This window comes from Kineosporia sp. NBRC 101677 (genome assembly GCF_030269265.1).
In the GTDB taxonomy this organism is placed as follows: domain Bacteria; phylum Actinomycetota; class Actinomycetes; order Actinomycetales; family Kineosporiaceae; genus Kineosporia; species Kineosporia rhizophila.
Genome location: NZ_BSTA01000001.1, coordinates 156,935 through 183,491, shown reverse-complemented (window position 1 = coordinate 183,491; position 26,557 = coordinate 156,935). Strand labels below are relative to the sequence as shown.

Here is a 26,557-nt window from a genome sequence, read left to right as displayed (position 1 = left end):
GAGCAGGCCACAAACGTCCGAAAACAAAAACAGACCCGGCCCCCGCCGAAGCGGGAACCGGGCCTGCAACTACCAGTTCAGATCAGTGGCCGTGCCCGTGGCCGTGACCCGCGGCGGCCTCTTCGACCGGCTCGGGCTTGTCCACGACCAGCGTGTCGGTGGTGAGCACCATCGACGCGATGGACGCGGCGTTGCGCAGCGCCGAGCGGGTGACCTTGACCGGGTCGATGATGCCCTTGGCCAGCAGGTCGCCGTACTCCTGGGCGGCGGCGTCGAAGCCGGTGCCCACGCCACCCTCCTGCACCCGGTGGACCACGACGTAGCCCTCGAGGCCGGCGTTCTCGGCGATCCAGCGCAGCGGCTCGGCGGCGGCGCGCTTGACGATCTGCACGCCGGTGGCCTCGTCGCCGGTCAGGCCGAGGTTGTCGTCCAGCACCGCGACGGCGTGGACCAGGGCCGAGCCACCGCCGGAGACGATGCCCTCTTCGATGGCCGCGCGGGTCGCCGAGACGGCGTCCTCGATGCGGTGCTTCTTCTCCTTGAGCTCCACCTCGGTGTGCGCACCCACACGGATGACGCAGACGCCGCCACCGAGCTTGGCCAGGCGCTCCTGGAGCTTCTCGCGGTCCCAGTCGGAGTCGGTGCGCTCGATCTCGGCGCGGATCTGCTGGATCCGGCCCTCGACCTCGGAGCGCTCGCCGGCGCCCTCGATGATCGTGGTGTCGTCCTTGGTGATGACGACGCGGCGGGCGCGGCCGAGCTCCTCGAGGCCGATCTGGTCGAGCTTCAGGCCGATCTCGGGGCTGACCACCTGGCCGCCGGTGAGCACGGCGATGTCCTGCAGGGTGGCCTTGCGGCGGTCGCCGAAGCCCGGCGCCTTGACCGCGGCCGCGTTGAACGTGCCCTTGATCTTGTTGACCACCAGGGTGGACAGCGCCTCGCCGTCCACGTCCTCGGCCAGGATCAGCAGCGGCTTGCCGGCCTGCAGCACCTTCTCCAGCAGCGGCAGCAGCTCGGAGATCGAGGAGATCTTGTTCTGGTGGATCAGGATGTAGGCGTCCTCCAGGACGGCCTCCATCCGCTCCGTGTCGGTCACGAAGTAGGGCGACAGGTAACCCTTGTCGAACTGCATGCCCTCGGTGAAGTCCAGCTCGGTCCCGGCCGAGGAGGACTCCTCGACGGTGATCACGCCGTCCTTGCCGACCTTGTCGAACGCGTCGGCGATCAGGTTGCCGACCACCGAGTCCTGCGCCGAGATGGTGGCGACGTGGGCGATCTCGCCCTTGCCCTCGATCTCGCGGGCGGTGTCGAGCAGCTTGGTGCTGACCGCCTCCACCGCCGCGTCGATGCCGCGCTTCAGGCTGGAGGGGGCGGCGCCGGCGGCCACGTTGCGCAGGCCTTCCTTCACCATCGCCTGGGCCAGCACGGTCGCGGTGGTGGTGCCGTCACCGGCGACGTCGTTGGTCTTGGTGGCGACCTCCTTGGCGAGCTGGGCGCCCAGGTTCTCGTACGGGTCGTCCAGTTCCACCTCCTTGGCGATCGTCACACCGTCGTTGGTGATCGTGGGAGCGCCCCACTTCTTGTCGATCACCACGTTGCGGCCGCGCGGGCCGAGCGTCACCTTGACGGCGTTGGCGAGCGCGTCGACACCGCGCTCCAGCGAACGCCGGGCGTCGTCGTTGAACTCGAGAGTCTTTGCCATGGGTCAAGTCCCTTGGATCGAGGTGTGCTTTTTGGGTTCTAGGCCGTTCGAGGACGGTTCTGGCGGGAGACGCGAACGCCCCGGCCGCCGTGAGGGCGGACCGGGGCGAGGGCGAATCAGATCACTTCTCGATGATCGCGAGCACGTCGCGGGCGGAGAGGATCAGGTACTCCTCGCCGGAGTACTTGACCTCGGTGCCGCCGTACTTGCTGTAGAGGACCGTGTCGCCGACCTTGACGTCGAGCGGAATGCGCTTCTCGCCCTCGTCGTCGAAGCGCCCGGGACCGACCGCCAGGACCTCGCCCTCCTGGGGCTTCTCCTTGGCGGTGTCCGGGATGACGAGACCAGAAGCCGTCGTCTGCTCCGCGTCCAGCGGCTTGACGACAATGCGGTCCTCGAGCGGCTTGATGGAGACCGACACTGGCGGACCTCCCCTTCTCGGAACGTCGATGAAAATACAAGGACTGGGGTCCCAGCGGGACATCGACCGTCGTCGCGGGTGCCGATCGGAGCCCTGCTGAGGGATCTTGCTGCTGGCAATCTCCAGGGGAGAGTGCCAGGTTGAATCTAGAACGCTCGTTAGCACTCGGTCAACCCGAGTGCCAAAGTCCGGCGCGCCGCCGGTGCGATCGGGGGCGTCCGGCGCGTGGGAGAATCCGCCGGTGGATCTGACCGGTATCGCGACGCTGCTGACTTCCGACGGATGGGCTCTGCTGGAGTCGCTGCCGGCCTACGACGAGACCACCTCGATGACCCTGGGCGAGCAGTTGCGGCGCGACGGGCACCCGCCGGAGATGGTCGCGGCCGCCCTCACCCAGTCGCGCCTCAGATCCGCCGCGCGGGCCAAGTTCGGGCCCTTCGCCGACGGCATGCTATTCACCCCGACGGGTCTGGAGCAGGCCACCCGGCTTCCGGTCGCGGCCCGGCACGCCCAGCGTTTCGCCAACGCCGGGATCCGGCGGGTCGGCGACCTGGGCTGCGGCGTCGGGGCCGACTCGATGGCCCTGGCCACGCTCGACCGGGAGGTCGTGGCGGTGGAGAAGGACGAGGTCACGGCGGCCATCGCGACGGTGAACCTGCGGCACTGGCCGGAGGCCGTGGTGCGGCACGAAGACGCGATGACCACGCGCATCGACGACCTGGACGGCGCCTTCCTCGATCCGGCGCGGCGGGAGGCCTCGGGCCGGCGCCTGCTCGACCCGCGCACCGGGAATCCGCCGCTGTCATTCGTACGTGAGCTGGCCGGCCGGCTGCCTGCGGTCGGCATGAAGACTGCCCCCGGAGTGCCGCATCACCTGGTTCCGGAAGACACCGAGGCGCAGTGGGTGTCGGTCGACGGTGACGTGGTGGAGTGCGGGCTGTGGTTCGGCAAGGTGCGCCGGGAGGGGGTGCGGCGCAGTGCGCTGGTGCTCGACTCGGCCGGCGGTGGCGCCGAGATCAACGACAGCTCGATGGCCGACACGGTGCCCGCCGAGGTGGGCAAGGTGGGCCAGTTCCTCTACGAGCCCGACGGTGCGGTGATCCGGGCCGGGCTGGTGGCCGCGGTGGCCAACCAGATCGGCGGCCGGCTGATCGACCCGACCATCGCCTACATTACTGCCGACCGCACCGAGTACACGCCTTTGGCCAAGGTCTACGCGGTCGAGGACGTGTTCGGCTTCCAGCTCAAGTCGCTGCGCACCTACCTGCGCGACCGGGGGGTCGGCCGGCTCACGATCAAGAAGCGGGGCACCGCGGTGGAGCCCGAGCAGTTGCGCAAGCAGTTGCGGCTGGCCGGGCCGAACGAGGCGACGATCGTGCTCACCCGGGTGGCCGGGCGTCAGTCGGTCATCGTGGCCCGCCCGCACAAGGCGAACTGAGGACGGGTGGCGCGCCTGGATCGGTCAGCTCACCGGGGACGCGTCCCCGGCCCGGGAACCCGGCAACCCGCTTCGGACAAGGACTAACTGGCTGCGGTCTGCGGCTGCGCGAGCGGGCTCTCGCTCGCGTAGAAGTTCTCCCGCTCGTCCTCCGTGAGCCCGCCCCACACGCCGTACGGCTCACGCACCTGCAGTGCGTGCGAGCGGCAGTGCTCCAGGACCGGGCACCGCGCGCACACTGACTTGGCCGCCACATCGCGCTGCCTGCGGGCTGGGCCGCGCTCGCCCTCGGGGTGGAAGAAGACCCGGGGATCCGCGGTCCGGCAGGCCCCTTCGAGCTGCCATTCCCACAGGTCGGCAACGGGCCCGGGAAGACGCGAGATCTCAGCCATCATGGACACACCATTCCGATCGAAGGACCTCATCCGGCCGTCCGGCCGGATGCTGAACTGTTGAGGTGCCGGTCCGGCACTTCGCCGAAACCACGAAGGGCCTGGCAGTAGATGCATCGGCCGTCTCAGTGCGCGCTTGAAGGGCGAGTGAACTACCTTTGAATCGGTAATCGAGCCCGAGGTACCGCTTCAAGAGTTGTTCAAGGGTCATCGCTTCATCACTTGTTCGACTCAGGCGGCGCCGGGAGGCGATGTGAGTTAGTGTCTGTTTCTCTAGTGCCAGGGGGCGGGTGAAGTGTCAGAAACGTCTCGGCAGGCCGGGACCGGAGCTGAAGAGCCCGTCGAAGGTCCGATCGACGTGACGGAGGCGAGTTCGACGCCCCCCTCGCCGACTCTTACGGTTGCTGCTGTTGCCCGACGCCTGGGCGTCGCGCCTCCCACGCTGCGCACCTGGGACCGCCGTTACGGCCTCGGTCCCTCCGCCCACACGGCGGGCGCGCACCGCCGCTACTCACCGGCCGACGTGGCCCGGTTGATGGTCATGCGCCGGCTCACTCTGGAGGGCGTCGCCCCCAGTGACGCCGCCAAGATCGCGCTGGCCACCGCCCTCAGCCCCGAGGGCCGCCCGATCCAGCCGGAAGACGACCACACCCCGGTCGAGGGGTACGACGCCTCTGCGCTGGGGGCGTTCGACCAGTCGCGCCCGGTCGCCCCGAACCGGCCGGCCCCGGTGGTCGACCCGGACGAGGAGCGTTACCCGCCCGGCTCCTTCATGGACGAGGTGGATCTCGACCACGAGGTGAAGAGCCGCGGTCTGGGCCTGCCCGACGAGACCGGCCTGGACGACGTGGAGCTGGCCGGGGGTTACGGCCGCGACGAGCGGGTCGGGTCCGAGGAGGAGCCCACCGCCTGGTCGGCCCGGGGTCAGGCCTGGCGCGGGCCCCGTGAGGTCGAGCCGGACGAGCTGGATCTCGAGCCGTTCGAGCCCCAGCCCCAGGCCGAAGAAGACTGGCCGGGCACGCTGCGCTCGGTCGAGACCACGCGGGGCGGTCTGTCCGGCGGCGGCCGGATCGTGGCCCTGCCCGACGGCACGCCGCAGAGCCGGGGTCTGGCCCGGGCCGCGATGGCGCTCGACTCGTTCGAGACGCACCGCATCCTGCGCGAGAGCATCCGGCGCCAGGGCGTGGTGCCGACCTGGAACTCGATGATCATGCCAGTGCTGCGCGCGCTGGGTGAGCGGGTGCGGGTCTCCGGCGAGGGCATCGACGTGGAGCACGCTTTCTCCGAGGCGATCCTCGGGGTGTTCCGCAACGCGGCGGTGAATGTCCGGATCACCCGTAACTCCCCGATGGTCCTGCTGGCCTGCGCCGACTCGGACTACCACTCGCTTCCGCTGCACGCCCTGGCCGCGGCCCTGGCCGAGCACGAGGTGCCCACCCGGATGCTGGGTTCCGGGCTGCCTCCGCACGCCCTGGCCTCGTCGGTGCGGCGCACCGGGCCGTCGGTGATCGTGCTGTTCGCCCGGATGCCGGGGGCCGACGCAGGCGACGCGCAGATGCTGCGTCGGCAGCGGCCCGCGCCCACGGTGATCCTGGCCGGGCCGGGCTGGCGGCCCGACACCATCCCGGCCAGCGCCCGTACGGCCGGTTCGCTGATCGAGGCGATCGACGAGGTCCTGCGCGGTCTGCACAACTGACGGCCGCGAAGCCCGTCAAAGGTGGGCTCACAAGCGTCCGTAAGCAGTTCTGTGTGGGGCTCCACCGCTGAAGGTGGGCCGAGGCGCGTTGCCGCTCGCGGGCGTCCAATGGTTCGGCACCTACGCCGCCCCCGACGGCACCCGCCCTGCCCTGCAGCCGCACCCTCCTAGCCGCATCCCGTACCCCGCCCGACGTGCGCCGACGCCGCTCGGATGATCGCCCCGGGGGCTCAAGTCCCCGCCCCCGGTGTCGAAACCTTGGACCAGGGACATCTCCCACGGATGGGGGATGCCAAGGTTTCGTGAGGTGTATCTGTGGCTACGGTTCTGGTGTGCGACGACTCTGCGCTGGTCAGGGAGACCTTGCACAGGGCATTGTCCTCAGTTCCAGGCATTACCCGGGTCGTGGACGCATCCTCTGGTGAGGAGGCGCTGGCGCGCTGGCCCGTCGAGCGTCCCTCGCTGGTGCTGATGGACGTCCGGATGCCCGGGATCGGCGGCGTCGAGGCGGCGCGGAGGTTGCTCTCCCGTCATCCCGAGGCGATCGTGGTTATGGTGACCATGGCCGAGGACGCCGATGGTGTGGCCCGGTCGGTGGCCGGCGGCGCCCGCGGCTACCTGGTCAAGGACGCGTCCCGGGAGGAGGTGGCGGCAACGGTGGTCTACGCCCTGAGCGACGGCCTGGCCCGGCGTACGGTCCCGGCCCCCCGCAGCAACGACGCGAACGTGTCGGCCCCGCCCCTCACCGAGCGTGAGATGCAGGTGCTCACCGGAATGAGCCGAGGTAGGAGCAACGCCGAGATCGGCAAGGAGCTCTACCTGTCGGAAGACACCGTGAAGACGCACGCTCGCAGGCTTTTTCGGAAGATGGGCGCCGCAGACCGGGCTCAGGCCGTTGCGGTCGGCTTCCGGTGGGGCCTGATACGGTGAAGTAATGGCCGTCCGGGGCGGCAAGTCCAATGCCGTAGGTGTAACGCCGAGACCTCCTGTCGCGATGTCTTCACCGGACGACACAGAAGACTTCCAGGAGCTGTCGTCCCGCGCCGTCCAGGGTGACGACGCGGCCACCGAACGATTGCTCCAACTCGTTCACCGGATGGTGCGGCGTTACTGCCGGGCCAGACTCTCGCGCATGCCCGGCGGGGAGCACACGGCGGACGATGTTGCGCAGGAGGTTTGCATCGCTGTGCTCTCGGCCCTTGGACGTTATCGGGACGAAGGACGACCCTTCGAGGCGTTCGTCTACCGGATTGCGGCCAACAAGGTGGCTGATGCCCAGCGTGCCTTCTACCGTGCTGCCGTGCCGGTCGCGGAGGTCCCGGAGACCCCGGAGACCGCTCCCGGGCCGGAGGAGCTGGCCGAGCGGGCCGGTGACGCGCAGCAGGTCCGTGAACTCCTGAGTCGTCTTCCCGACCAGTTGCGCGAGCTGCTCGTGCTGCGTGTGGCGGTGGGGATGTCGGCCGAGGAGACGGGCCGGGCGCTGGGGATGACCGCGGGGGCGGTCAGGGTTGCCCAGCACCGGGCGATGCAGCGCCTGCGGGGCATGATCGATGTTCCTGCGACGGAGACGGCATGAGTACGACGCCCCCCGCCCCCGGTGACGACAAGGACGGTGGCACCGAGGTGCCCACCGCCGACCTCTCCGAGCTCGCCGCGACCGATGCGCTGCTCGACCGGCTGGCTGCCCGCCGGCCCTCCGACGACGATCTGCTCGACCCGACCGCCGCGGCCCTGAACCGGCTGCTGAGCGACGTCGACGCCGAGTCCGGGGCCGATCCGGCCACCGCCCGCCTGGTCGAGGTCCTGGCCGGGCGCCCGCTGTACTTCGACGGGCCCACCGCCCTCGAGGTGGAGAGCCTGATCGATCTCACCTCGCCGGAGCAGAAGAGCGAGAAGGGCAACGACGACGACCTGACCGCCGGTCCGGCCGAGATCCTGCCCACCCCGATCACCGCGGCCCGCAGCAAGCGCTGGCGGGTGGCCGCGGGCAAGGTGTCCGCCCCGGTCGCGGCCGCCTCGATCGCCGTCATGGTCCTGCTCGGGGGTGGCGTCAGCGCTGCCGTCGCGGGCGACCCGCTGGCGCCGCTGAACGGGGTCGGCTCGGTGGTGGCCAAGCTGCCCGGCGTCGACCGCTCCGACCCGAACGACAGCAAGCTGCAGCAGGCGCAGGCCGAGCTCGCCCTGGCCCAGGAGCTCGCGGTCAGCGATCCCGAGCAGGCCGCGCAGCATCTGAACACCGCCCGCAAGATGCTCGCCGAACTGCCCGACGACGAGACGGCCGACCTGGACCAGCAGGTCGAGACGTTGGCCACTCAGCTGCCCGGCGACCCCGACGACCCGAGCGTGCCCGGGGCGACGACAGTGGCCGCCACCAGCACCCCGGACGTCACCCCGACCGGCGAGGGCCCGGTCACCGCCAGCCCCTCGGCTCCGCCCACCACCACGCCCACCGGCGCGCCGACCACCAGCGGCGGGGGCAGCGGGGGCGAGAACGAGCCCAGCGCACCGCCTTCCAGCACCACCGACGAGCCGGCGCCGCCCACCTCCACGTCGCACAGTGTCACCACGCCGGCCAGCGAGCCGACGAGCAGCGGCAGTGGCAGCAGCGGCGGCCAGACCGATCCGCCGGCGACCAACACCGGGTCCTCCTCGGGTGGGTCGTCCGACACCAGCCCGGCCCAGGCCTCGTCCGCCGACTGAGCGGTCACTGCCCACGGGTCAGGAGCACCCTCCGATCGTGACTAGCATGGGTGCACGGGAAGACAACGCGAATCGGCGCCGTTCGTCACCCGTGCAGTGCTCCGAAGAGCCGCGACGCGGAAGGTTTTCCTGGTGAGCGTGAACCCCAACGACGAGATCCCGGCGATGCCGCTCGGACTCACCTACGACGACGTCCTGCTCCTGCCGGGTGAGAGCGACGTCATCCCCAGCGCGGCCGACACCCGTTCCCGGGTGAGCCGCCGGGTCGAGGTCGCCATCCCGCTGATGTCGGCGGCGATGGACACCGTCACCGAGGCCCGGATGGCGATCGCCATGGCCCGCCAGGGTGGTCTGGGGGTGCTGCACCGCAACCTGTCCATCGAGGACCAGGCGCAGCACGTCGACCAGGTCAAGCGCTCCGAGGCCGGCATGGTCACCCACCCCGTCACCACCACCCAGGACGCCACTCTCGGCGAGGTGGACGCGCTGTGCGGCCACTACCGGGTCTCCGGCCTGCCGGTGGTCGACGACGCGGGCAAGCTGGTCGGCATCATCACCAACCGGGACATGCGCTTCGAGTCCGACTCCAGCCGTCGCGTCGGTGACGTGATGACCCGGATGCCGCTGATCACCGGCCCGGTCGGGATCAGCCCGGACGACGCGATGGCCCTGCTGGCCCGCAACAAGATCGAGAAGCTGCCGCTGGTCGACGAGTCCGGCCGGCTGGCCGGGCTGATCACGGTGAAGGACTACACCAAGCGTGAGCAGTTCCCGCTGGCCACCAAGGACGAGGCCGGCCGGCTGCGGGTGGGCGCGGCGATCGGCTTCTTCGACGACGCCTGGAAGCGCGGTATGGCGCTGGTCGAGGCCGGGGTCGACGTGCTGATCGTCGACACGGCGCACGGCCACTCGCACGGTGTGGCCGACATGATCGCCCGGCTGAAGAAAGACAGCGCCGCGGCGCACGTCGACATCATCGGCGGCAACGTGGCCACCCGCGCCGGGGCCCAGGCCCTGATCGACGCCGGGGCCGACGGGGTCAAGGTCGGGGTCGGGCCCGGCTCGATCTGCACCACCCGGGTCGTGGCCGGCGTCGGCGTGCCCCAGGTCACCGCGATCCTCGAGGCGGCGCGGGCGGCCAAGGCCGCGGGCGTGCCGGTGATCGGTGACGGTGGCCTGCAGTACTCCGGCGACATCGCCAAGGCCCTGGTCGCCGGGGCCGACACGGTGATGCTGGGCTCGCTGCTGGCCGGCTGCGAGGAGAGCCCGGGCGACCTGGTCTTCATCAACGGCAAGCAGTTCAAGAGCTACCGCGGCATGGGCTCGCTCGGCGCGGCGCAGTCCCGGGGCAAGGCCAAGTCCTACTCCAAGGACAGGTACTTCCAGGGCGACGTGACCGACGACAAGTTCGTGCCCGAGGGCATCGAGGGCCAGGTGCCCTACCGAGGCCCCCTCGGTGCCGTGGCCTACCAGCTGATCGGTGGCCTGCGGCAGTCGATGTTCTACGTCGGCGCCGCCACCGTGCCCGAGCTGAAGGCCAAGGGCCAGTTCGTCCGGATCACCTCGGCGGGTCTGAAGGAGAGCCACCCGCACGACATCCAGATGACGGTCGAGGCTCCCAACTACAGCCGCCGCTGAGGTGACCAGGGGGCGGCGGTGCGCCACCGCCGTCCCTGAGGGTCAGGGCTGCACGACATCGCCTGCACCGGGCACCTCCTCGTCACGGCGATGCCGCGCAGCCCTGCCCCTATCGGTAACCTTCCGTTTGTGACTGAGATCGAGATCGGCCGGGGCAAGCGGGGCCGGCGCGCCTACACGTTCGACGACATCGCGATCGTCCCCAGCCGGCGGACCCGCGATCCCGAAGAGGTGTCGACGCACTGGCAGATCGACGCCTACCGCTTCGACCTGCCGATCGTCGCCGCCCCGATGGACTCGGTGATGTCCCCGGCCACCGCCGTGGCCATGGGCAACCTGGGTGGTCTGGGCGTGCTCGACCTCGAGGGTCTGTGGACGCGCTACGAGGACCCGGCGCCGCTGCTGGCCGAGATCGCCGGGCTCGAGCCGGCCGTGGCCACCCGGCGCATGCAGGAGCTGTACGCCGAGGAGATCAAGCCCGAGCTGATCGTCGAGCGCATCCGGCAGATCCGCGACGGCGGGGTCACCGTGGCCGCGGCGCTCACCCCGCAGCGCACCCAGGAGTTCTGGAAGACCGTGGTGGACGCCGGGGTCGACCTGTTCGTCATCCGCGGTACCACGGTCTCGGCCGAGCACGTCTCCGGCCGGGCCGAACCGCTGAACCTCAAGCGCTTCATCTACGAGCTCGACGTGCCGGTGATCGTCGGCGGCTGCGCCACCTACACCGCCGCCCTGCACCTGATGCGCACCGGCGCGGCCGGCGTGCTGGTCGGTTTCGGCGGCGGCGCCACCCACACCACCCGCGACACGCTGGGCATCCACGCCCCGATGGCGAGCGCGGTGGCCGACGTGGCCGCAGCCCGTCGCGACTACATGGACGAGTCGGGCGGCCGTTACGTGCACGTCATCGCCGACGGCGGGATGGGCCGGTCGGGTGAGATGGTCAAGGCGATCGCCTGCGGCGCCGACGCGGTCATGCTGGGGGCTGCGCTGGCCCGCGCGTCCGACGCGCCCGGCCGGGGCTTCCACTGGGGTCCGGAGGCTCACCACCCGTCGGTGCCCCGCGGCACCCGGGCCCAGGTCGGCACGGTCGGCACCCTGGAGGAGATCCTCTACGGTCCGGGCCGGGTGGCCGACGGCACCACCAACCTGATCGGGGCGCTGCGCCGCTCGATGGCCACCACCGGCTACTCCGACCTCAAGGAGTTCCAGCGGGTCGAGGTCGTCGTCTCGCCCTACCAGCCCAGCTGATTCCTGACTGATGATCCCGGAGCTCCTCGACCAGGAACTCCGGGATCACTGTCGTCCTGAGCCATCCACGCCCGCACCCGGTTCCGAAGCCCTCCTGTGAACAGCCGATTCTTCCCCGGTACGGGCCGCCACCTGTCCGTGCGCAGTTCTCGCCTCCCGGCCGAAAAGGTGCGCGCCGTAGCGCTGGTGCTGCACGGCGGCCGGGTCAGCGGACGTGAACCCGTCACCTGGTACCAGCCCGCCGTGCTGAGAGTGAACCTCCTGGCGGAGGCTCTGCACCGGCGGGTGCACAGGCATGGTGTGCAGGTCTGGAACCTTCGCTTCGCGGTACGAGGGTGGAACGGGCCCGAAGCTTCGCCGGTGGAGGATGCACGGTGGGCCTTAGAGCAAATTGAAGGACGTTTGGCTCGCCCAATCGTGTTGGTCGGCCACTCGATGGGGGCGCGTACGGCGCTACGCGTCGCCGATGGTGAGAACGTGCGCGGCGCGGTGGCCCTCGCGCCGTGGGTTCCCGAAGACGAACCGGTGCACCAGCTGGCCGGCCGCTCGGTAGCGCTGGTGCACGGAACCGAGGACAAGGTCACCGACCCACGACTGACCTCCCGGTACGCCGAGCGCGCCCGCTCCGCCGCGGACTCGGTGGTCCATCACGAGATCCCCGGCGCAGACCACGCAATGCTGCGCTCGATCAAGCAGTGGGACACCCTGACCGCAGCCGCAGCACTGGACATCCTGGGACTCACCGAGCACGGCCCCAGACGGCAGACCCCGTAACCCTCGTCGATCTCGCGGCGAGCCGCCGTTCGTTGTGTTTCCGACCGCTGCTCTCCACCCGGGCCCAGCGTGGACTTGCCGCTTGGCCCGTTTCTGGTTTGCTTTCGGGCTCGGCGTGACTTGCTGCCAGGCCATCTCTAGTTTCTGCCGGTTGGCGACGAGCCTGTCGCCGCGGCCGCCCGCCCGACCCGCCGCCGCTCTACTGCCCCGACCTCCGCGATCTGTGAAGCCCCGTTGCGCGCTGTAACAAATATTCACCCTTCGGTGAGGCCAGGGAATAGAGAGAGTTTGTCGGGACTGTGCTTGGATTTCCAAGTATTGACTCTTCAAAAGGATTCTTGCATAAGGCATCTGAACACGTAGCGACACCGGATTTAAGGTTCCTGCCGACCCTGACCTGTGGATTGAAGTGGTTGCCCACCCGACCTCCACCAGGGCCGGACCAGGGAGCCGGTCAGCCTAGGGTGATCGCATGGGTAGCAAAGACCGTCGCAAGAGCAGCGCATCCGGGGTGCGGGGGCTGACCGGGATCGCCGGGGCGCAACTGCCTCCGGAGAAACTGGCCGAGATCCTGCTGCAGGCGGCGATGACGGCACTCGCTGCCGGCGACAAGGCTGCCTTCGAGCTGGTGTCGGACGCTCTCGTGCAGAGGCCGGACGTGGACGGGTGGCGCGCCCTGGTGGCCCGTGACTTGGCTGTGCGTCTGCCTTCTGCAGTTCAGCAAGCCTGGTCGCGGGGGTGGGAGCCGGCCGACGTGGTGCGCTACGTGGGCCGCAAACTGGGGCCGGGCCGGGCGGTGCTCGCCGGCGAGGCAGTGTCGGAGCAACTGGCCGGCTACGCGGCGATCACGGTCGATCCGCGGTGGCAGGCTCAGGTAGCCGAGTTCGAGGTGGAGCGCTGGTGGCCCTCGGGGCAGACCTTGGCGCAGGCCCGCATCGAGCGAGATGGCTGGGTGACCTTCGCGCCGGAACTGCTTGAACTGGTGGCGCTTTTGCTGGTGCTGCCGGGGTTGGAGAGGATCGGTCCGCCGCCGGGGGAGTACCGGCCTCCGGCCTCGGAATCCCGTTCGGACGAGGGATCGAACGCTGGGGCCGGTGCGCCGAACGCGGCGCCAGGGCCGGGGCAGAGGTCGGCGCGGCCGGTGGACGAACGGGTGCTCAGCCGGATCCGGGCACTCCTGGCCAAGGCTGAGGCAACCACTTCCGAGGCCGAGGCTGAAGCGTTCACCGCGGGGGCGCAGGAACGCATGGCCCGGCACAGCATCGACATGGCCATGGTGCAGGCCGGCTCCGAAGGTGGCGGGCGGGGGCCGCGGGGTGAACGGCCGGCCACCCGGCGCATCTGGATCGACCCGCCCTACGAGCAGTCCAAGACCGTTCTGCTGAACGCGGTCGCCTCGGCCAACCGCACCCGCTCGGTGTGGACCAAGAACATCGGCTTCTGCACGGTGATCGGTTTCGACGCCGACCTCGACGCGGTGGAAGCGCTCTTCACCTCGCTGCTGGTGCAGGCCACCTCGGCGATGACGAGAGCCGGCCGGATCGAGCAGGCCGGTGGCCGGGCCCGCAGCAAGACCTTCCGTCAGTCGTTCCTGGCCGCGTACGCATTCCGGATCGGCGAGCGCCTGGCCGAGATCACCGAGGAGCAGACCCAGGCCGCGCGTTCGGAGATCGGCGACGACCGCTTGCTGCCGGTGCTGGCCAGCCGTCAGCAGGACGTGGAAGACCGCTTCGCCGAACTGTTCCCGACCGTCACCCGGGGGCGCAGCATCCGGGTGGGCGACCACATGGGCTGGGCGAGCGGCCGAGGTGCCGCCGACCAGGCCACGTTCGGCACCGCGACGGCGGTGCGGCAATGAGCTGACAAGGCGGTGAGGAGACAGGGGGTGGCTGATGGCGGGTGGGCTAATGGCAGGTGTCTGATATCCGCCAGCAGATCCCCCTGTAGTAGGACGCCGTAGCCCATCTGTCCGAATAGCGTCTTCGGATGAAGACGGCCAAGACCCAGCCCCTGCCGAGCGGTCCGAACAGCCCCGGCAGTGCGCGCGGCACCCGCCGACGCCGGTGGCCCCTGATGATCGGCACGGCGGTGGTCGTGGTGCTGTTCATCCTTGGGTGCCGATGGGTGGTGGGGGACAGCCTGGCGGTGTTCGAGAAGGTCGCTCGGCAGGATTGTCAGGACGACGGGTACTGCGTGAGCTGGGTGAGCTACCCGGAGCTGCTCGTGGTCGGAGGGAGGCAGGAGGTGCACGTCTATCAGGCCGGGCATGCGGGTGACCGCTTCTACGTGGCACCGGACCCGTTCCAGGGCGACCTGTCGGGGGTTTCGGTCACGATGGACGAGGAGGGCGTGAGCATCACCGACGGCAGTGTCACCCTCAGTTGGAGCGCTCAGACATTGGAGCGGCTGGGCGACTGACCGATGAATCCAGGGGGTGAGCGCAGTCTGTATGAGGAGAAGCGCGGGCATCCAGTGGCGCACCGAGAACGAGGAGTCTCATGTCCTTCCAGGCCTACATCGACGCGGTCGAGACCAAGTCCGGCATGATCCCGTCCGCCCTGCTCGAGGTCGCCCGGCAGCGCGGGTTCAATGAGACCAGCAAGGCCGGGGACGTGGCCGCCTGGCTGAAAGACGACTACGGCATCGGGCGGGGGCACGCCATGGCGTTCTTCCACGTGCTGAAGAACGGTCCCGAGATCAGCGAGAAGCATGTGGGCAGCGAGGGGGTTCACCGGGACGAGTCCGCGGTGCTGAGGCTGGACGGAAAAGCCAACCGCTGAAGTCGCTCCCGGGGGAGCGGCCGCTGGGCTGACCGCGAGGCAAGATGGCCAGTTGGGTTGGCCCCGTGGGCTGCCGACGTGGGCTGCCGACGTGGTCAGCCAACTGGGTGTGCGGCCGCGCCGTGGGCGAGGTGGTGGGTGAGGGCCGTCAGCGGCGCCTGCGAGCTGGGCCCGTGAGTTGGGCCCGTGAGTTGGGCCTGTGAGCTGGGCAGTCAGCCCAGAGCGGCGGCCGCCCGGGCCAGCCCGGCTACCGCTTCGGTGCCCCAGACCACGAGTGCGGTCTGTAGTTCGTCCTTGCCTGAGCCGGTCACCTCCAGGAACAGTCTTGCTCCCTGGCCGGTGCCCGCGCCGAGGCGGCCGGACCCGGCGCGACCTGGTACTCCGTCGGGCACTTCGAAGGTGAACGCGCGCGGTGCGTCCACGGTGGTGAGCCGGCCGAGGGTGGTCTGGTCTGGCTGCTTGGTCCGGAACTCGATGTCGCCCGGGGGGAAGGTGCTGCTGACTGCCTGAGAGGCGTTGCTGGCTGCCGGAAAGGAGCTAACGCGCGGGGGAAAGGTGTGGCCGGCTATCGGAACTTCATCGCCGAACAACAGGTTCCAGGCCGTGTCGGCGTCGCAGCTGAGCTGGCGTTCGTAGCGGATCGTCCATTCTTGCCCGGCCCAGGTGATCTCGGGTTGGTCGAGGCCGAACCGGAGTACCAGCTCCTCGTGGCGCGCGGTGGCCTTCCGTCCTTGCGGTGCGGGGGCGGCCTCGTTCAGCAGGGCGTTCAGGCACTGCTCCCAGCCGGTGGCGAAGCTGGCGGCGCCGGGCCGGTCGTCGAATCGGTGGGTCAGGGTGAAGAGGGTGCCGTCGCCGTCCGGGGCCAGGGTGAACTCGAGCTGGTCGCTGTCCCAGGTGAAGATCAGGCGGCGGGGTGGGTCGGACTCCAGCACCAGACCTGTCATGGGGTCCGGGCCGTTCGGGTCGAACACCACTTTGCCTGCGGCCAGGTCGAACTCGACCTCGCTGGGGAACCAGTGGGTCAGGCTGGCCGACTCGGTCACGGCGCGCCAGACCCGCTCGACCGGATGGGGGTAGCGGCGCTCCAGGCGCACGGCCGGGCGGCCCTGATCGTTCAGGAAGCTGGGATCGGTCATCGTTCCTCCTCCTCGCGCAGGGTGTCGAGCTGCTCGCCCAGCCGGTCGAGGCTGTCGTGCCACATCCAGCGGTACGGCTCGAGCCAGTTCGCCACCTCGGCGAACGGTTCCGGACGCAGCTCGTACCAACGGCGCTGGGCCTCGGCGCGCACGCTGACGAACCCGCTCTCGCGGAGCACCCGCAGGTGCTTGGACATGATCGGCTGGCTGACTCCGAGGGTCTCGGCCAGTTCCCCCACCGAACTCGGCCCTCGGCGCAGGTGGTCGAGGATCTCGCGGCGGACCGGAAGGGCCAGGATCTCGAAGACCGTCATCACTCCGGGAAAGTACCTCCGGCGGTATATGTCGTCAAGTGAATGTACCAAGGTGCTTGCCAGGGGACGGAGACTTCATATACTTCCACTTATATAAGTCGCCACTTATGAAGGAGTAAGCGCGTGGACATTGCCGCCGCCGGTCTGGTGGTCCGAGAGGTACGTAACGGCACTCGGGAGGGGGTTCCGACCAAGGTCTCGGTGGCCCGCCGTACCTACGCCACCGATCGAGCCGACCTCTGGGACGTGCTGACCAACGCCGAGCGCATCCCGCGCTGGTTCCTTCCGGTCAGCGGGGATCTGAAGGTGGGCGGTCACTACCAGCTGGAGGGGAATGCCGGGGGCACGGTCGAGCGCTGCGAGGCGCCCGAGTTCTTCGCTCTCACCTGGGAATTCGGCGAGATGACGTCGTGGGTCAGGGTGCGTCTGGCCGAGGCGCCGGAGGGGGCGACACTCGAGCTGGAGCATGAGGCGGTCGTGCCCCAGGAGCTCTGGGACCAGTTCGGTCCGGGCGCCACGGGGGTCGGCTGGGACGGGGCGCTCTACGGTCTCGGCGCATATCTCGACACGGGCGCTTCGATGGATCCGGCCGAAGCGGCGCTCTGGGGAACCACGCCGGAGGGCAAGACCTTCATGCGCCTGTGTGCCGATGGCTGGGCCGAGGCGGCGATTGCGTCCGGGGACGCGCCGGAGGCGGCCAGGGCCGCGGCCGATCGCACGTTCGGCTTCTACACCGGTACTTCCGAGGACAGTTCGGAAAGCTGACAGGATCGCCGGTCATGGAGCGCGTGTTCGAAGCCCTGGGCGACCCGTTGAGGCGGCACCTCTTGGAGCTGTTGTCGGCGGGGGAGCAGCCCGTGGGTGCGCTGGTGACGGCGGTCCGGGCGCGGACCGCCGTCACCCAGCCGGCCGTGTCGCACCACCTGAAGGTGCTGCTGGCGGCGGGGCTGGTGAAGGTGCGGGCGGAGGGTCAGCGGCGCTTGTACGCGATCGACGACGAGGGGGTGGCGGCGGCGCGCAACTGGCTGGAGGCGCTGCGCAACCCGGTCGAGGCGCTGGTGCAGCCGCTGGACGCCCTGGCCACCGAGATCGCGCGGGGGCAGCGGGAGCGGCGCAAAGGTCTGGCTGAAAAAGAACAAGGGCAAACAAAGGACGATCGTCAGGCTGGGTGATCGCGAGGCTGGGTCGTGAGGATCTCAGGCCGTAAGAGCGTCGGCGCGGCCGCCGGGTCGAGGAATTCCGAGGTGGTTTTCGTGATGGCGCTCAGCCTCAGCCCGCGGTTGCCCTGTGGCGAGGTGTACACGCGGTACCAGGTGTACACCTCGCCGACCAGGCCCTGCCCTGGCGCCGGTCCTGGTCCCGACCCTGCCCGGGCCGATGATTACGAAGTCGGGTCTTCCGGGTCCTGGTCCTGCCACGAGCGCCAGAGTGCCGCGTAGGAACCGTTCTGCTGCAGCAGTTCGTGGTGGGTGCCGAGTTCGCTGATCCGGCCGTTCTCCACCACGGCCACCCGGTCGGCATCGTGGGCGGTGTGCAGGCGGTGCGCCACCGCCACCACGGTCCGACCGGTCAGTACCGCCGACAGCGAGCGCTCCAGATGCCGGGCCGCTCGCGGGTCCAGCAGCGAGGTCGCCTCGTCCAGTACCAGGGTGTGCGGGTCGGACAGGGTCAGGCGGGCCAGGGCAACCTGCTGGGCCTGGCTGGGGGTGAGGGTGTGGCCGCCCGAACCGACCAACGTGGCCAGGCCTTCCGGTAGCTGCGCGACCCAGCCCGAGGCGTCCACTGCGGCGAGGGCTCCCAGCAGTTCGCGGTCCGACGACTCCGGCCGGGCCAGTCGCAGGTTCTCCGCCAGAGTGCCGACGAAGACGTGCTGCTCCTGGGTGACCAGTGCGACCTGTCGGCGTAGCTGGGGCAGGGGGAGGTCGACCAGGTCCAGGGCCGGGCCGCCGCTGCCGCTGGGGCCGGACGAGACGCGGACCGAGCCGGTTCGGGGCGGATGGATGCCGGCCAGAAGTCGGCCCAGGGTGGACTTTCCGGCGCCGCTGGGGCCGACCACGGCTAGGCGCTCGCCGGGGCGCAGAGCCAGTGAGACCTCGTGCAGTACGTCCAGGTCGTCCCGGTAGGCGTAGCGCACGTGGTCGGCCGAGATCGACTGCGGGCCGGGTGGGAGCTGGTCCGCGTCGGCGCGGGCCACTCGGTCGTCCGGGACCTGGCCTACACCGATGATCCGGGCCAGTGAGGCGCCGCCGACCTGCAACTCGTCCATGAACTCGAGGATCAGGTCGACCGGGCCGACCAGCTGCGACACGTACAACGCCACCGTGGTCACCTCGCCGACCTGCGCGTGCCCGTTGGCGATCAGCCAGCCACCCCAGGCCAGTACGGCGGCCACCGGAAGCACGTAACCCACTTCGACGAGCGGGTACCAGACCGAGCGAAGCCACAGGGTGTAGCGCTCGGCCCGGTAGATGCCGGCGATGTCTTTCTCGATCAACTGCTTACGCCGGCTGCCCAACCGCAGGGCGGCGACGGACCTTGCCCCGTCGAGGGTTTCGCTGACCGTGCCGTCGAGCTTCGCGTAGGCGCTCATCTCGCCCAGGTAGCCGTCCCGGGCCCGGCGTAGGTACCAGCGTGTGGAGGGGATGACGAAGAACAGCACAGTGAACGCGCCCAGCGCCACCAGCGGCGAGGTAATCAAGATCGCGGTTGCGGTGACGAGCAGGCCCACCACCCCGACCAGGATGTTGGGCACGGCGTAACGCACGCTGTGGCTGACCGATTCGACGTCGTTGGTGGTGCGTGAGATCAGGTCTCCGCTGCCCGCCCGCTCGACCACCGACAGCGGCAGCCGGGTGACCTCGCGCAGGAACCCTTCCCGCATCTCGGCGAAGACCTGCTCGCCCAGCACCAGCGAACTGCGGTGGGCGTACCAGGCCAGGCCGGCCTGCAGCACGGTGGCGACGGTGAGCAGCAGCACGGCCTGGTTCACCGCCGAGGCAGTCGCCGTGCGGTCGGTGAAGTCCTCGACCAGGGCGCCGAGCAGGGCGGGGCCGGCCAGCCCGGCGATGGCTGCGGCGGCGTGGGCCGCGGCTGAGAAGGTCAGGGCGCCGCGATGACTGCGCAGCAGCCGGAACGTTTCGGCCCGCACCCGGGCGGGTGAGGCGATCGGCAGGGTCTCACTCATCGACTCGCCTCCAGGGCCTCGTCGCCCAGTGCGTCCGAGTCCCGGGCGACCACGTCCCGATACCCAGGCTCCGAGCGCAGGAGGTGCCGGTGCGTGCCCTCCGCCACCACCCGTCCATTGTTCAGAAGCACCACCCGGTCGCAGCGGTCCAGCATCAGAGGGCTGGAAGTGACTACTAGAGTGCTCTTTCCGGCCCGGGCAACCCGCAGCCGTTCGGCGATCCGGGCCTCGGTGTGCGCGTCCACGGCTGAGGTCGGCTCCACCAGGATCAGCACCTGCACCTCCGGTTGCCCAGCCATCAGCACCGCTCGGGCCAGGGCCAGCCGTTGCCGCTGACCGCCCGAGAAGTCCCGCCCCCGTTCACCGACCCCTGCCGCAAGTCCGCCCGGCAGTCCGGCCACCACGTCCTCGGCATCACCCACCCGCACCGCCGCCAGCACCTCCGCGTCCGAGTGCTCGCCGCGGGGATCGACCTGTTCGCGCAGAGTGCCGCTGAACAGCCAGGGTTCGGCCTCGCTGAGCAGGATCCGTCGCCGCACCTCGTCGTCGGGCACCTGGCTCAGCGGGACCGAGCCCCAGACCGGTGAGGCACCCTCCGCGGACAACCGGGCGAACCGGTCGGCGATGGCCAGGCCGGTCTCCGGCTGGGCACTGACCACCGCCGTCAGCAGACCCGGGCGGACCCGAAGACCCGACTCCGGGTCCACGAGATCCCCGTGCGCAGACAGCGATACCGGCTCACGGACGTCCTCAAGCACATTGCCCTGAACCAGCACCCCGACCAGCCGCCCGGCTGCCACCTTCGACCGGACCCACATCGACAGCACCTGGGTGGCCGTCTCCAGCGGCAGCCGCAGGAACGCGGTGACGGCGTACACCGTGATCAGCTCGCCCACACTCAGCCGCCCGTCCAGCACCCCCCGCGCCGCCAGCCAGGTGAGCCCGGCCAGGAAGATCCCCGGCAGGAACACGTGCGCGGCCTCGAGCAGGGCCTGCAACCCGGCGACCACCACGCCCGCGCGCCGCACTTCCTGACTGCGCTGCGCGTACCGCGTCGTGAACTGCTCCTCGCCGCCGATACCCCGCAGCACGCGCAGCCCAGCCACGGTGTCCGCGCCCAGGGAGGTCAGTTCTCCTTCTGCCGTGCGCTGCTTCGACTGCCGGGTCTGCAAGGGGCGAACCAGCACGATCGAGCCGGCCACGAGCAACGGCAGGCCGATCACCACGAACAGCCCGATCACCAGGTCGATCCGCAGCAGGTAGACGGTGACCGCCAGGAACGAGACCACCGAGCCGGCGCCGCGGGCCACGATGTCCATCAGGTCGGCGAAACGTGTGGCGTCGGTGCTGACCGCCTGCACCACCTCGCCGGTAGTGGTGCGCGCCGACACGGTCAGCCCCTGCTCGGCGACGTGCCGCCCGACCAGATGCTGCGAGCGCAACGCGGCGAGCAGCCAGTTGGACACCGCGAACCGGTGCCGCAGCGTGCTGGTCAGCGAGGCGCCCACACTCAGCCCGGCCAGCAGCAGGCAGCCGGTGATCAGGGCGTCGCGGTCGTCCCGCACCAGCCCGGCGTCGATCGTGTTGCCCACCACCAGCGGGATCGCGGCCTGCGAGCTCATCCACAGCACACCCAGCAGCACGGCCCCGGCCAGCGTGCGGCGCTGGGCCCGGGCCATCGAGCGGATGTAGGCGACGGCCGAGGAGGTGTCGGGCTCCGGTGGTGACGCATCAGGAAGCGTGATCACGTCAAGTCACGCTACGGAGACGCGGGGCCCCTCCGCACCCCAGTTTCCGGGATGGTCACCGGCCCGCGTTACCGTTGCCGGATGCTGCGTACCGCCCTCAAGCCACGCTGGCTGGCCCTCCTGGTGGTGATGCTGCTGGCCGCCTCGGTGATGGCCAAGCTCGGCGAATGGCAGCTCGACCGGGCCCGCGAGCACGGTGATTCGGCGGAACAGGCGCAGGCGGCGCAACAGTCCACCCAGTCGGTCCCGATCGCCGAAGTGATCCGGCCGAGCGAGATGTTCCAGAGCGAGATGATCAACGCCAAGGTCTCGGTCAGTGGGCACTGGAGCGGTGCGGACCAGTTGCTGGTCGCCGATCGCGAGCTGGACGGGCGCCCGGGCCTGTGGGTGCTGACCCCGCTGATCGCCGAGGACGGCACCACGATCCCGGTGGTCCGCGGCTGGGTCGCCTCCGCCGCTGAGGCCACCGAGCCCGACAGCGACACCGACATCACGATCACCGGTCTGGTCCAGCCCACCGAGCCTCCGGTGGTCCGGCCGCCGGGCGAGACCTCGGGCCTGGCACAGGGGCAGGTCGAGCGGGTGGCCGTGGCCGAGCTCGCCGCGCTCTGGCCGCAGCCGATGATCACCGGGTTCGTGGTGATGGACTCGCAGACCCCGGCCACCGGCCCCGCCCTGACCCAGGTACCGCCCCCGGCCTCGGACGGGAAGCTCGACTGGGGCAACCTGTCCTACGCGATCCAGTGGTGGGCGTTCGCCCTGATCGCGCTGCTGTTCTGGTTCCGCCTGGTCCGCGACGACCACCGCGGGCTGCTGCGCCGCAACCCCGACGAAGAGGACGAGGCCGACGGGCCCGTCACCGACCTGCCCGAGAAAGAGGAATCACCATGGCCGCCGGCCAACGCGCCCAGGCGCTGAGCAACGCGCTGCTGAGATACCGGATCCTGGCCTGGGTCACCGGTGTCTTCCTGCTGCTGCTCACCCTCCACATCGTGCTGCAGGGTTTCCAGGCGCAGGACACCGGTGAGTCGTGGTTCTCGAACGAGGGCATGAGCGCGGTGATCCCCGGCACCGGGCACGCCATTCCGATGATCCACGGCTGGCTCTACCTGATCTACGTGATCGTGGCGGTGGACCTGTGGATGCGCACCCGCCTGCCCGCCCTGGGCACCGTGGGGGTGGTCCTGGCCGGGACCATTCCGGTGATGTCGTTCGTGGCCGAGCGCTGGGTGACCGGCCGCGTGCGCCCGATGATCGGCGCCGTGGTGGAGAAGAAGGCCCGATCGGCCTCGGCCTGAATCGGCACTACCCTTGACTGCGTGAGTCAACCCCCTAGTGACCATACGGACCACCGCCCCGTGCTGGTCGTCGACTTCGGCGCGCAGTACGCCCAGCTGATCGCCCGCCGCGTGCGCGAGGCCAACGTCTACTCCGAGATCGTGCCCTCGAGCATGCCGGTGGCCGACATCCTGGCCAAGGACCCGGCCGCGATCGTGCTGTCCGGCGGCCCGAGCAGTGTGTACGAAGAGGGTGCCCCGCAGATCGACCCGGCGCTGTTCGAGGCCGGGGTGCCGGTCCTGGGCATCTGCTACGGCTTCCAGGCGATGGCGCTGAGCCTCGGGGGCGAGGTGGCGCACACCGGCCTGCGGGAGTACGGCGGCACCAAGGTGGCGGTCACCGCCGACGAGAGCACGCTGCTGCACGGCACTCCGGCCGACCAGTCGGTGTGGATGAGCCACGGCGACGCGGTGCACAACGCCCCGCCCGGGTTCAGTGTGCTGGCCGAGTCGTCCGGCGCCCCGGTCGCCGCCTTCGAGGACACCGAGCGCAACTTCTACGGCGTGCAGTGGCACCCCGAGGTCAAGCACTCCACCTTCGGCCAGAAGGTGCTCACCAACTTCCTCTACGAGGGCGCCCAGCTGCCGGGCGACTGGACCACCGGCAACGTCATCGAGGAGCAGGTCGCCCGGATCCGGGCCGAGGTCGGCGACGCGAAGGTGATCTGCGCGCTGTCCGGCGGGGTCGACTCGGCGGTCGCCGCCGCGCTCGTCCAGCGGGCCGTGGGCGACCAGCTGACCTGTGTCTTCGTCGACCACGGGCTGCTGCGGGCGGGTGAGGCCGAGCAGGTCGAGCAGGACTTCGTGGCCTCCACCGGGGTGAAGCTCAAGGTGGTCGACGCGGTCGACCGCTTCGCCACCGCACTGGCCGGGGTGAGCGACCCGGAGACCAAGCGCAAGATCATCGGCCGTGAGTTCATCCGGGTCTTCGAGGACGCGGCCCGCGAGCTGGTCGAAGAGGCGCACGAGTCGGCCGGCGGCGACGTCGAGTTCCTGGTCCAGGGCACGCTCTACCCCGACGTGGTGGAGTCCGGCGGCGGCACCGGCACGGCCAACATCAAGAGCCACCACAACGTCGGCGGGCTGCCCGACGACCTGCAGTTCAAGCTGGTCGAGCCGCTGCGCACGCTGTTCAAGGACGAGGTCCGCGCGGTCGGCGCCCAGCTCGGCCTGCCCGAGGAGATCGTGCAGCGCCAGCCCTTCCCGGGCCCGGGTCTGGCCATCCGGATCATCGGTGAGGTCACCAAGGAGCGGCTGGACACGCTGCGTCAGGCCGACGCCATCGTGCGGGCCGAGCTCACCGCGGCCGGGCTCGACCGCGAGATCTGGCAGTGCCCGGTGGTGCTGCTGGCCGACGTGCGCTCGGTGGGTGTGCAGGGCGACGGCCGTACCTACGGTCACCCGATCGTGCTGCGCCCGGTCTCCTCGGAAGACGCGATGACGGCCGACTGGACGCGCGTGCCCTACGAGCTGCTGGCCAAGATCTCCACGCGGATCACCAACGAGGTGGCCGAGGTGAACCGGGTGGTGCTCGACGTGACGAGCAAGCCCCCGGGCACCATCGAGTGGGAGTAGAAGCCCAACAACAAAGGACGGGTGTCTCGCCTACGTAGGCGAGACACCCGTCCTTTGTTTGAAGGGCTTTTACAACTGAGGACGAGTGTGGGCCTCCCAGCCCGCGTCACCCGTCCGTTGGTGGCTGGCCAGCCGTCAGAACTCGCCGCTCGGCGTGGGCAGGAACGAGCGGGTGATGCCACCGAGCGGCATCGAGGTCATCGGGCCGCCGACCCGTTCGGGGGCGGGCGGGGGCTGCTGGCCGGTACGCGAGCGGCGGCTGGTCTCCGGCGGGATGCTGTCGGCGAAGGCCTCGGCGTCGTCCTGGGGCATGTACCCCAGCGCCCGGGCCGACCCCAGGTCCCACCACGCCCGGGTGTTGGCCGAGATGCCGTACGCGATCACGTGGCCGCGTACCTTGCCGCGCAGACTGGCGTCCATCAGCCGGGCCGCGTCCCCGGGGCTCAGCCAGGTGGACAGCTCACGACGGTTGACCGGCGCGTCCTTACAGGCGCCGATGCGCAGCGAGACGACCTCCAGGCCGAACCGGTCGCTGTACAGCTGACCGAGCGCCTCCAGGGCCACCTTGGCCACGCCGTAGAACGTGTCCGGGCGGGGCCGAACGTCTACGCCCAGGTCGCTGCCGCCGGCTGTGCGCTCCCAGAAGCCGACTGCGTGGCAGCTGCTGGCCAGCACCACGCGCCGGATGCCCCGGCGCAGCGCCGCGTCGAGCACCGCCTGGGTGCCCTGGACGTTGGCCTCGAGAATCTGCGCCAGGGGAGCCTCGTGCGGGATGCCGGCCAGGTGGATCACCGCGCCGCAGCCCACCGTGGCGGCGTCGAGCGCATCGGCGTCGAGCACGTCGATCGAGCTGATGTCGGGGTCGCCGTCCGGGTCCCGGTCGAGCGAGTGCAGTTCCCAGCCCATGGCGGCCAGGCGCGGGCGCACCATCCGGCCGATGGTGCCCGCGGCCCCGGTGATCAGCACCGGTGACTGCGAGGAGGCCGCAAGGGTGGTCACGGTTGGGACAGTAGCCGGGCCTGCCGCGGTTGGCATCCCCCGATCGCGTGTCCGGCCGGTGCTGGAGAGTGACCGCCGCCGTGGGGAAGTCCAGGTAGTTCAGCCCGCAACGGTGACCCTCCGTTCCCGGGATCCGGCCCGGACCTGATGTTTCAGCTTCTCCTCGGGGCCCACGAAGGCCCCGTCCCACACCACCGAGGCGGTGATCTCGCCGATCACCTCGGCGCCCGCACCGACCACGTTCTCGCCCTTAGAGGCATGCAGGTTGGCCTGCAGGTAGTCGGCCGGAGTACCGCAGTCGATCGCAACGTCATCCTCCGGAAGCACCCAGAGGTCGAGCAGACCGTCGGCCAACTGTTGCCGCCAGAGCACCTCGTACAGCCCGGTCGGCTCGGGCTTGAGGTGCTTGATCAGGTGCCAGGGCAGCAGGCAGGCCCCCACGTAGCGGACCGGGCGCCCCTCGGAGGTGGTGAAGTCACGCTTCGTCTCGTCCGGCAGGCAGAGCAGACGGCAGCGCTCGCCGTCCCAGCCCTCCACGAAGCCTCTGAGGCCCCCGGGGAGGTACTGGTCGGCGTTGGTCACCAGGGCGTGCCGCCCGTTCAGCCAGGGCAGGAGGTTGGCCACGCCACCGGCCGTGCCCAGGGCCTCGGCGCCCGGCTCGACCGCCACGGTGGCCCGGCCCTCGCAGTGCTCGCGAATCTGCTCAGCGTGGTGGAAGGCGTTGACCGCCAGGTTGGCCGGCCCCTCCCCGGTGAGCGGACGCAGACGGTTGAGGGCATGGTCGACCAGGGGGACATTTCCTACCGGGCACAGCGGTTTGGGGCGCAGCTCGGTGAGCGGACGTAGGCGCCGGCCCTCCCCCGCCGCGAGAACGATCCCGGCCAGCTGCTCAGCCATGCGTCTGGTTCTCTCAGGCGCCGAGCCGGCGGCCCTGGTGCGGGGCGGTGTCGATGCCTGTGTTGGCCGCGCCTACCCCGGAGGTGCCGTTGAAGCGCACGAACTCGGCCACGGCGGTGCGGGTGGGCTCGTCGGTGGTCTGCGGATCCATCAGGTCGCCGACCGGCACCCAGCCGGCCTCCAGCGCCTCGCCGGACGCCTGCACCGCGAACGGCTCGTCGACCTGCACCCAGAACAGGATGTCGACGCGGCGGGAGCCCGGCTCGACCACGGTGGAGAACGGCAGGCCGACCTCGACCCGCAGGCCGGTCTCCTCCTCGACCTCGCGCACGACCGCCGACGAGGCGTTCTCGCCGCGGTTGAGCAGGCCGCCGGGGAACGTCCAGCCGCGCCGGTGCCGCTGTTTCAGCATCAGCAGCGAGCCGTCGTGCTCGATCAGCGCGAGCGCGCCCACGGTGTGGCCCGGGGCGACCCGCCGGATGATCCAGAGGCGGAGGAAGCGGGGCAGACGACGGTAGAGGCTCAATGCCATCGCATACGGGCGGCGCACTATCTGACGGCCGGACATCCCCGCA

The 26,557-nt window shown here is 70.3% G+C and carries 26 protein-coding genes; 16 read left to right on the top strand and 10 right to left on the bottom strand.

The genetic code is table 11. From position 1 onward, the window contains the following. Positions 1–82: 82 nt before the first annotated feature. Positions 83–1,702, bottom strand: a complete 1,620-nt coding sequence (groL, locus tag QSK18_RS00805) for a chaperonin GroEL (RefSeq protein WP_232811315.1) — start codon at positions 1,700–1,702, stop codon at positions 83–85. 121 nt (positions 1,703–1,823) lie between these two features. Continuing rightward, a complete protein-coding gene (gene groES, locus QSK18_RS00800) occupies positions 1,824–2,123 on the bottom strand; it encodes a co-chaperone GroES (RefSeq protein WP_231444726.1) in 300 nt (99 codons plus the stop codon). Positions 2,124–2,364: 241 nt separating this feature from the next. Between groES and QSK18_RS00795 the strand changes: the two genes are divergently transcribed. Beyond that, complete coding sequence (locus QSK18_RS00795; protein WP_232811316.1) at positions 2,365–3,561, top strand: THUMP-like domain-containing protein; 1,197 nt, start codon at positions 2,365–2,367, stop codon at positions 3,559–3,561. 83 nt (positions 3,562–3,644) lie between these two features. Here QSK18_RS00795 and QSK18_RS00790 read toward each other — a convergent pair whose 3' ends face one another. After that, positions 3,645–3,953 carry a WhiB family transcriptional regulator gene (locus QSK18_RS00790; RefSeq protein ID WP_285616295.1) on the bottom strand — a complete coding sequence of 103 codons (309 nt, stop codon included), beginning with the start codon at positions 3,951–3,953 and terminating at the stop codon, positions 3,645–3,647. A 358-nt stretch (positions 3,954–4,311) separates the two neighbouring features. On the opposite strand from QSK18_RS00790, the gene QSK18_RS36235 reads away from it, so the two are divergent. The 10 genes from QSK18_RS36235 to QSK18_RS00740 all read left to right on the top strand — a co-directional run bounded on the left by QSK18_RS36235 (position 4,312) and on the right by QSK18_RS00740 (position 14,792). Further along, the gene (locus QSK18_RS36235) at positions 4,312–5,649 is read left to right on the top strand and encodes a MerR family transcriptional regulator (protein ID WP_232811318.1); all 1,338 of its coding nucleotides are present in this window, start codon (positions 4,312–4,314) and stop codon (positions 5,647–5,649) included. 315 nt (positions 5,650–5,964) lie between these two features. Beyond that, positions 5,965–6,579, top strand: coding sequence for a response regulator transcription factor (locus QSK18_RS00780; protein WP_052530831.1), 615 nt, complete (start codon positions 5,965–5,967; stop codon positions 6,577–6,579). A 64-nt stretch (positions 6,580–6,643) separates the two neighbouring features. Beyond that, the gene (shbA, locus tag QSK18_RS00775) at positions 6,644–7,225 is read left to right on the top strand and encodes an RNA polymerase sigma factor ShbA (protein WP_232811319.1); all 582 of its coding nucleotides are present in this window, start codon (positions 6,644–6,646) and stop codon (positions 7,223–7,225) included. Next, a complete protein-coding gene (locus QSK18_RS00770) occupies positions 7,222–8,349 on the top strand; it encodes a hypothetical protein (RefSeq protein WP_232811320.1) in 1,128 nt (375 codons plus the stop codon). Before shbA ends, QSK18_RS00770 begins: the two co-directional genes overlap by 4 nt. Positions 8,350–8,514: 165 nt before the next feature. Continuing rightward, positions 8,515–9,987 carry an IMP dehydrogenase gene (guaB, locus tag QSK18_RS00765; RefSeq protein ID WP_232811448.1) on the top strand — a complete coding sequence of 491 codons (1,473 nt, stop codon included), beginning with the start codon at positions 8,515–8,517 and terminating at the stop codon, positions 9,985–9,987. 129 nt (positions 9,988–10,116) lie between these two features. Further along, the gene (locus QSK18_RS00760; RefSeq protein WP_232811321.1) at positions 10,117–11,238 is read left to right on the top strand and encodes a GuaB3 family IMP dehydrogenase-related protein; all 1,122 of its coding nucleotides are present in this window, start codon (positions 10,117–10,119) and stop codon (positions 11,236–11,238) included. Between the two features lie 96 nt (positions 11,239–11,334). Then, positions 11,335–12,012, top strand: a complete 678-nt coding sequence (locus tag QSK18_RS00755; protein ID WP_352396426.1) for an alpha/beta hydrolase — start codon at positions 11,335–11,337, stop codon at positions 12,010–12,012. Between the two features lie 472 nt (positions 12,013–12,484). Further along, positions 12,485–13,870, top strand: coding sequence for a DUF2786 domain-containing protein (locus tag QSK18_RS00750; protein ID WP_285616293.1), 1,386 nt, complete (start codon positions 12,485–12,487; stop codon positions 13,868–13,870). 128 nt (positions 13,871–13,998) lie between these two features. Continuing rightward, complete coding sequence (locus tag QSK18_RS00745; RefSeq protein ID WP_285616292.1) at positions 13,999–14,430, top strand: hypothetical protein; 432 nt, start codon at positions 13,999–14,001, stop codon at positions 14,428–14,430. An 80-nt stretch (positions 14,431–14,510) separates the two neighbouring features. Further along, the gene (locus QSK18_RS00740; RefSeq protein WP_285616291.1) at positions 14,511–14,792 is read left to right on the top strand and encodes a DUF4287 domain-containing protein; all 282 of its coding nucleotides are present in this window, start codon (positions 14,511–14,513) and stop codon (positions 14,790–14,792) included. 212 nt (positions 14,793–15,004) lie between these two features. Here QSK18_RS00740 and QSK18_RS00735 read toward each other — a convergent pair whose 3' ends face one another. Both QSK18_RS00735 and QSK18_RS00730 read right to left on the bottom strand, forming a co-directional pair. Beyond that, on the bottom strand, positions 15,005–15,928 hold the full coding sequence (locus QSK18_RS00735) for an SRPBCC family protein (protein WP_285616290.1): 924 nt from the start codon (positions 15,926–15,928) through the stop codon (positions 15,005–15,007). Next, a complete protein-coding gene (locus QSK18_RS00730; RefSeq protein ID WP_232811326.1) occupies positions 15,925–16,242 on the bottom strand; it encodes an ArsR/SmtB family transcription factor in 318 nt (105 codons plus the stop codon). Before QSK18_RS00730 ends, QSK18_RS00735 begins: the two co-directional genes overlap by 4 nt. Positions 16,243–16,371: 129 nt before the next feature. Here QSK18_RS00730 and QSK18_RS00725 point away from each other — a divergent pair, with 129 nt between their 5' ends. Beyond that, positions 16,372–17,007, top strand: coding sequence for an SRPBCC family protein (locus tag QSK18_RS00725; RefSeq protein WP_502894169.1), 636 nt, complete (start codon positions 16,372–16,374; stop codon positions 17,005–17,007). Between the two features lie 14 nt (positions 17,008–17,021). Continuing rightward, positions 17,022–17,414: an ArsR/SmtB family transcription factor gene (locus tag QSK18_RS00720; protein WP_269810157.1), complete on the top strand. Its 393-nt coding sequence runs from the start codon at positions 17,022–17,024 to the stop codon at positions 17,412–17,414. 209 nt (positions 17,415–17,623) lie between these two features. On the opposite strand, the gene QSK18_RS00715 is transcribed toward QSK18_RS00720, so the two are convergent. Together QSK18_RS00715 and QSK18_RS00710 are read right to left on the bottom strand one after the other, a co-directional pair. Then, on the bottom strand, positions 17,624–19,426 hold the full coding sequence (locus QSK18_RS00715) for an ABC transporter ATP-binding protein (RefSeq protein ID WP_232811328.1): 1,803 nt from the start codon (positions 19,424–19,426) through the stop codon (positions 17,624–17,626). Further along, positions 19,423–21,174, bottom strand: a complete 1,752-nt coding sequence (locus tag QSK18_RS00710; RefSeq protein WP_232811329.1) for an ABC transporter ATP-binding protein — start codon at positions 21,172–21,174, stop codon at positions 19,423–19,425. The genes QSK18_RS00715 and QSK18_RS00710 overlap by 4 nt, the downstream gene beginning before the upstream one ends. A gap of 81 nt (positions 21,175–21,255) precedes the next feature. On the opposite strand from QSK18_RS00710, the gene QSK18_RS00705 reads away from it, so the two are divergent. Genes QSK18_RS00705 through guaA form a run of 3 tightly spaced genes read left to right on the top strand, consistent with a single transcriptional unit; the run spans position 21,256 to position 24,086 of the window. Further along, positions 21,256–22,092 (top strand): SURF1 family protein, encoded by an 837-nt coding sequence (locus QSK18_RS00705; RefSeq protein ID WP_232811330.1) that lies wholly within the window; start codon positions 21,256–21,258, stop codon positions 22,090–22,092. Continuing rightward, on the top strand, positions 22,062–22,472 hold the full coding sequence (locus tag QSK18_RS00700; RefSeq protein WP_232811331.1) for a DUF3817 domain-containing protein: 411 nt from the start codon (positions 22,062–22,064) through the stop codon (positions 22,470–22,472). Before QSK18_RS00705 ends, QSK18_RS00700 begins: the two co-directional genes overlap by 31 nt. 21 nt (positions 22,473–22,493) lie before the next feature. Beyond that, the gene (gene guaA / locus QSK18_RS00695; RefSeq protein ID WP_232811332.1) at positions 22,494–24,086 is read left to right on the top strand and encodes a glutamine-hydrolyzing GMP synthase; all 1,593 of its coding nucleotides are present in this window, start codon (positions 22,494–22,496) and stop codon (positions 24,084–24,086) included. Positions 24,087–24,221: 135 nt separating this feature from the next. Here the strand turns inward: guaA and QSK18_RS00690 are convergent, their stop codons facing one another. The 3 genes from QSK18_RS00690 to QSK18_RS00680 form a co-directional block, all read right to left on the bottom strand. Next, positions 24,222–25,085: an NAD-dependent epimerase/dehydratase family protein gene (locus QSK18_RS00690; protein ID WP_232811333.1), complete on the bottom strand. Its 864-nt coding sequence runs from the start codon at positions 25,083–25,085 to the stop codon at positions 24,222–24,224. Positions 25,086–25,184: 99 nt separating this feature from the next. Further along, the gene (locus tag QSK18_RS00685) at positions 25,185–25,982 is read right to left on the bottom strand and encodes a nucleotidyltransferase family protein (RefSeq protein ID WP_285616288.1); all 798 of its coding nucleotides are present in this window, start codon (positions 25,980–25,982) and stop codon (positions 25,185–25,187) included. Between the two features lie 13 nt (positions 25,983–25,995). Beyond that, a complete protein-coding gene (locus tag QSK18_RS00680; RefSeq protein ID WP_232811335.1) occupies positions 25,996–26,550 on the bottom strand; it encodes an NUDIX hydrolase in 555 nt (184 codons plus the stop codon). Between the last annotated feature and the right edge of the window lie 7 nt (positions 26,551–26,557).

Bases quoted from the DNA above. Each gene is read 5' to 3' on its own strand.
- groL (WP_232811315.1), bottom strand. From the start codon at position 1,702: ATGGCAAAGACTCTCGAGTTCAACGACGACGCCCGGCGTTCGCTGGAG.
- QSK18_RS00790 (WP_285616295.1), bottom strand. From the start codon at position 3,953: ATGGCTGAGATCTCGCGTCTTCCCGGGCCCGTTGCCGACCTGTGGGAA.
- shbA (WP_232811319.1), top strand. From the start codon at position 6,644: ATGTCTTCACCGGACGACACAGAAGACTTCCAGGAGCTGTCGTCCCGC.
- QSK18_RS00770 (WP_232811320.1), top strand. From the start codon at position 7,222: ATGAGTACGACGCCCCCCGCCCCCGGTGACGACAAGGACGGTGGCACC.
- guaB (WP_232811448.1), top strand. From the start codon at position 8,515: ATGCCGCTCGGACTCACCTACGACGACGTCCTGCTCCTGCCGGGTGAG.
- QSK18_RS00750 (WP_285616293.1), top strand. From the start codon at position 12,485: ATGGGTAGCAAAGACCGTCGCAAGAGCAGCGCATCCGGGGTGCGGGGG.
- QSK18_RS00745 (WP_285616292.1), top strand. From the start codon at position 13,999: ATGAAGACGGCCAAGACCCAGCCCCTGCCGAGCGGTCCGAACAGCCCC.
- QSK18_RS00740 (WP_285616291.1), top strand. From the start codon at position 14,511: ATGTCCTTCCAGGCCTACATCGACGCGGTCGAGACCAAGTCCGGCATG.
- QSK18_RS00735 (WP_285616290.1), bottom strand. From the start codon at position 15,928: ATGACCGATCCCAGCTTCCTGAACGATCAGGGCCGCCCGGCCGTGCGC.
- QSK18_RS00730 (WP_232811326.1), bottom strand. From the start codon at position 16,242: ATGACGGTCTTCGAGATCCTGGCCCTTCCGGTCCGCCGCGAGATCCTC.
- QSK18_RS00720 (WP_269810157.1), top strand. From the start codon at position 17,022: ATGGAGCGCGTGTTCGAAGCCCTGGGCGACCCGTTGAGGCGGCACCTC.
- QSK18_RS00715 (WP_232811328.1), bottom strand. From the start codon at position 19,426: ATGAGTGAGACCCTGCCGATCGCCTCACCCGCCCGGGTGCGGGCCGAA.
- QSK18_RS00705 (WP_232811330.1), top strand. From the start codon at position 21,256: ATGCTGCGTACCGCCCTCAAGCCACGCTGGCTGGCCCTCCTGGTGGTG.
- QSK18_RS00700 (WP_232811331.1), top strand. From the start codon at position 22,062: ATGGCCGCCGGCCAACGCGCCCAGGCGCTGAGCAACGCGCTGCTGAGA.
- QSK18_RS00685 (WP_285616288.1), bottom strand. From the start codon at position 25,982: ATGGCTGAGCAGCTGGCCGGGATCGTTCTCGCGGCGGGGGAGGGCCGG.
- QSK18_RS00680 (WP_232811335.1), bottom strand. From the start codon at position 26,550: ATGTCCGGCCGTCAGATAGTGCGCCGCCCGTATGCGATGGCATTGAGC.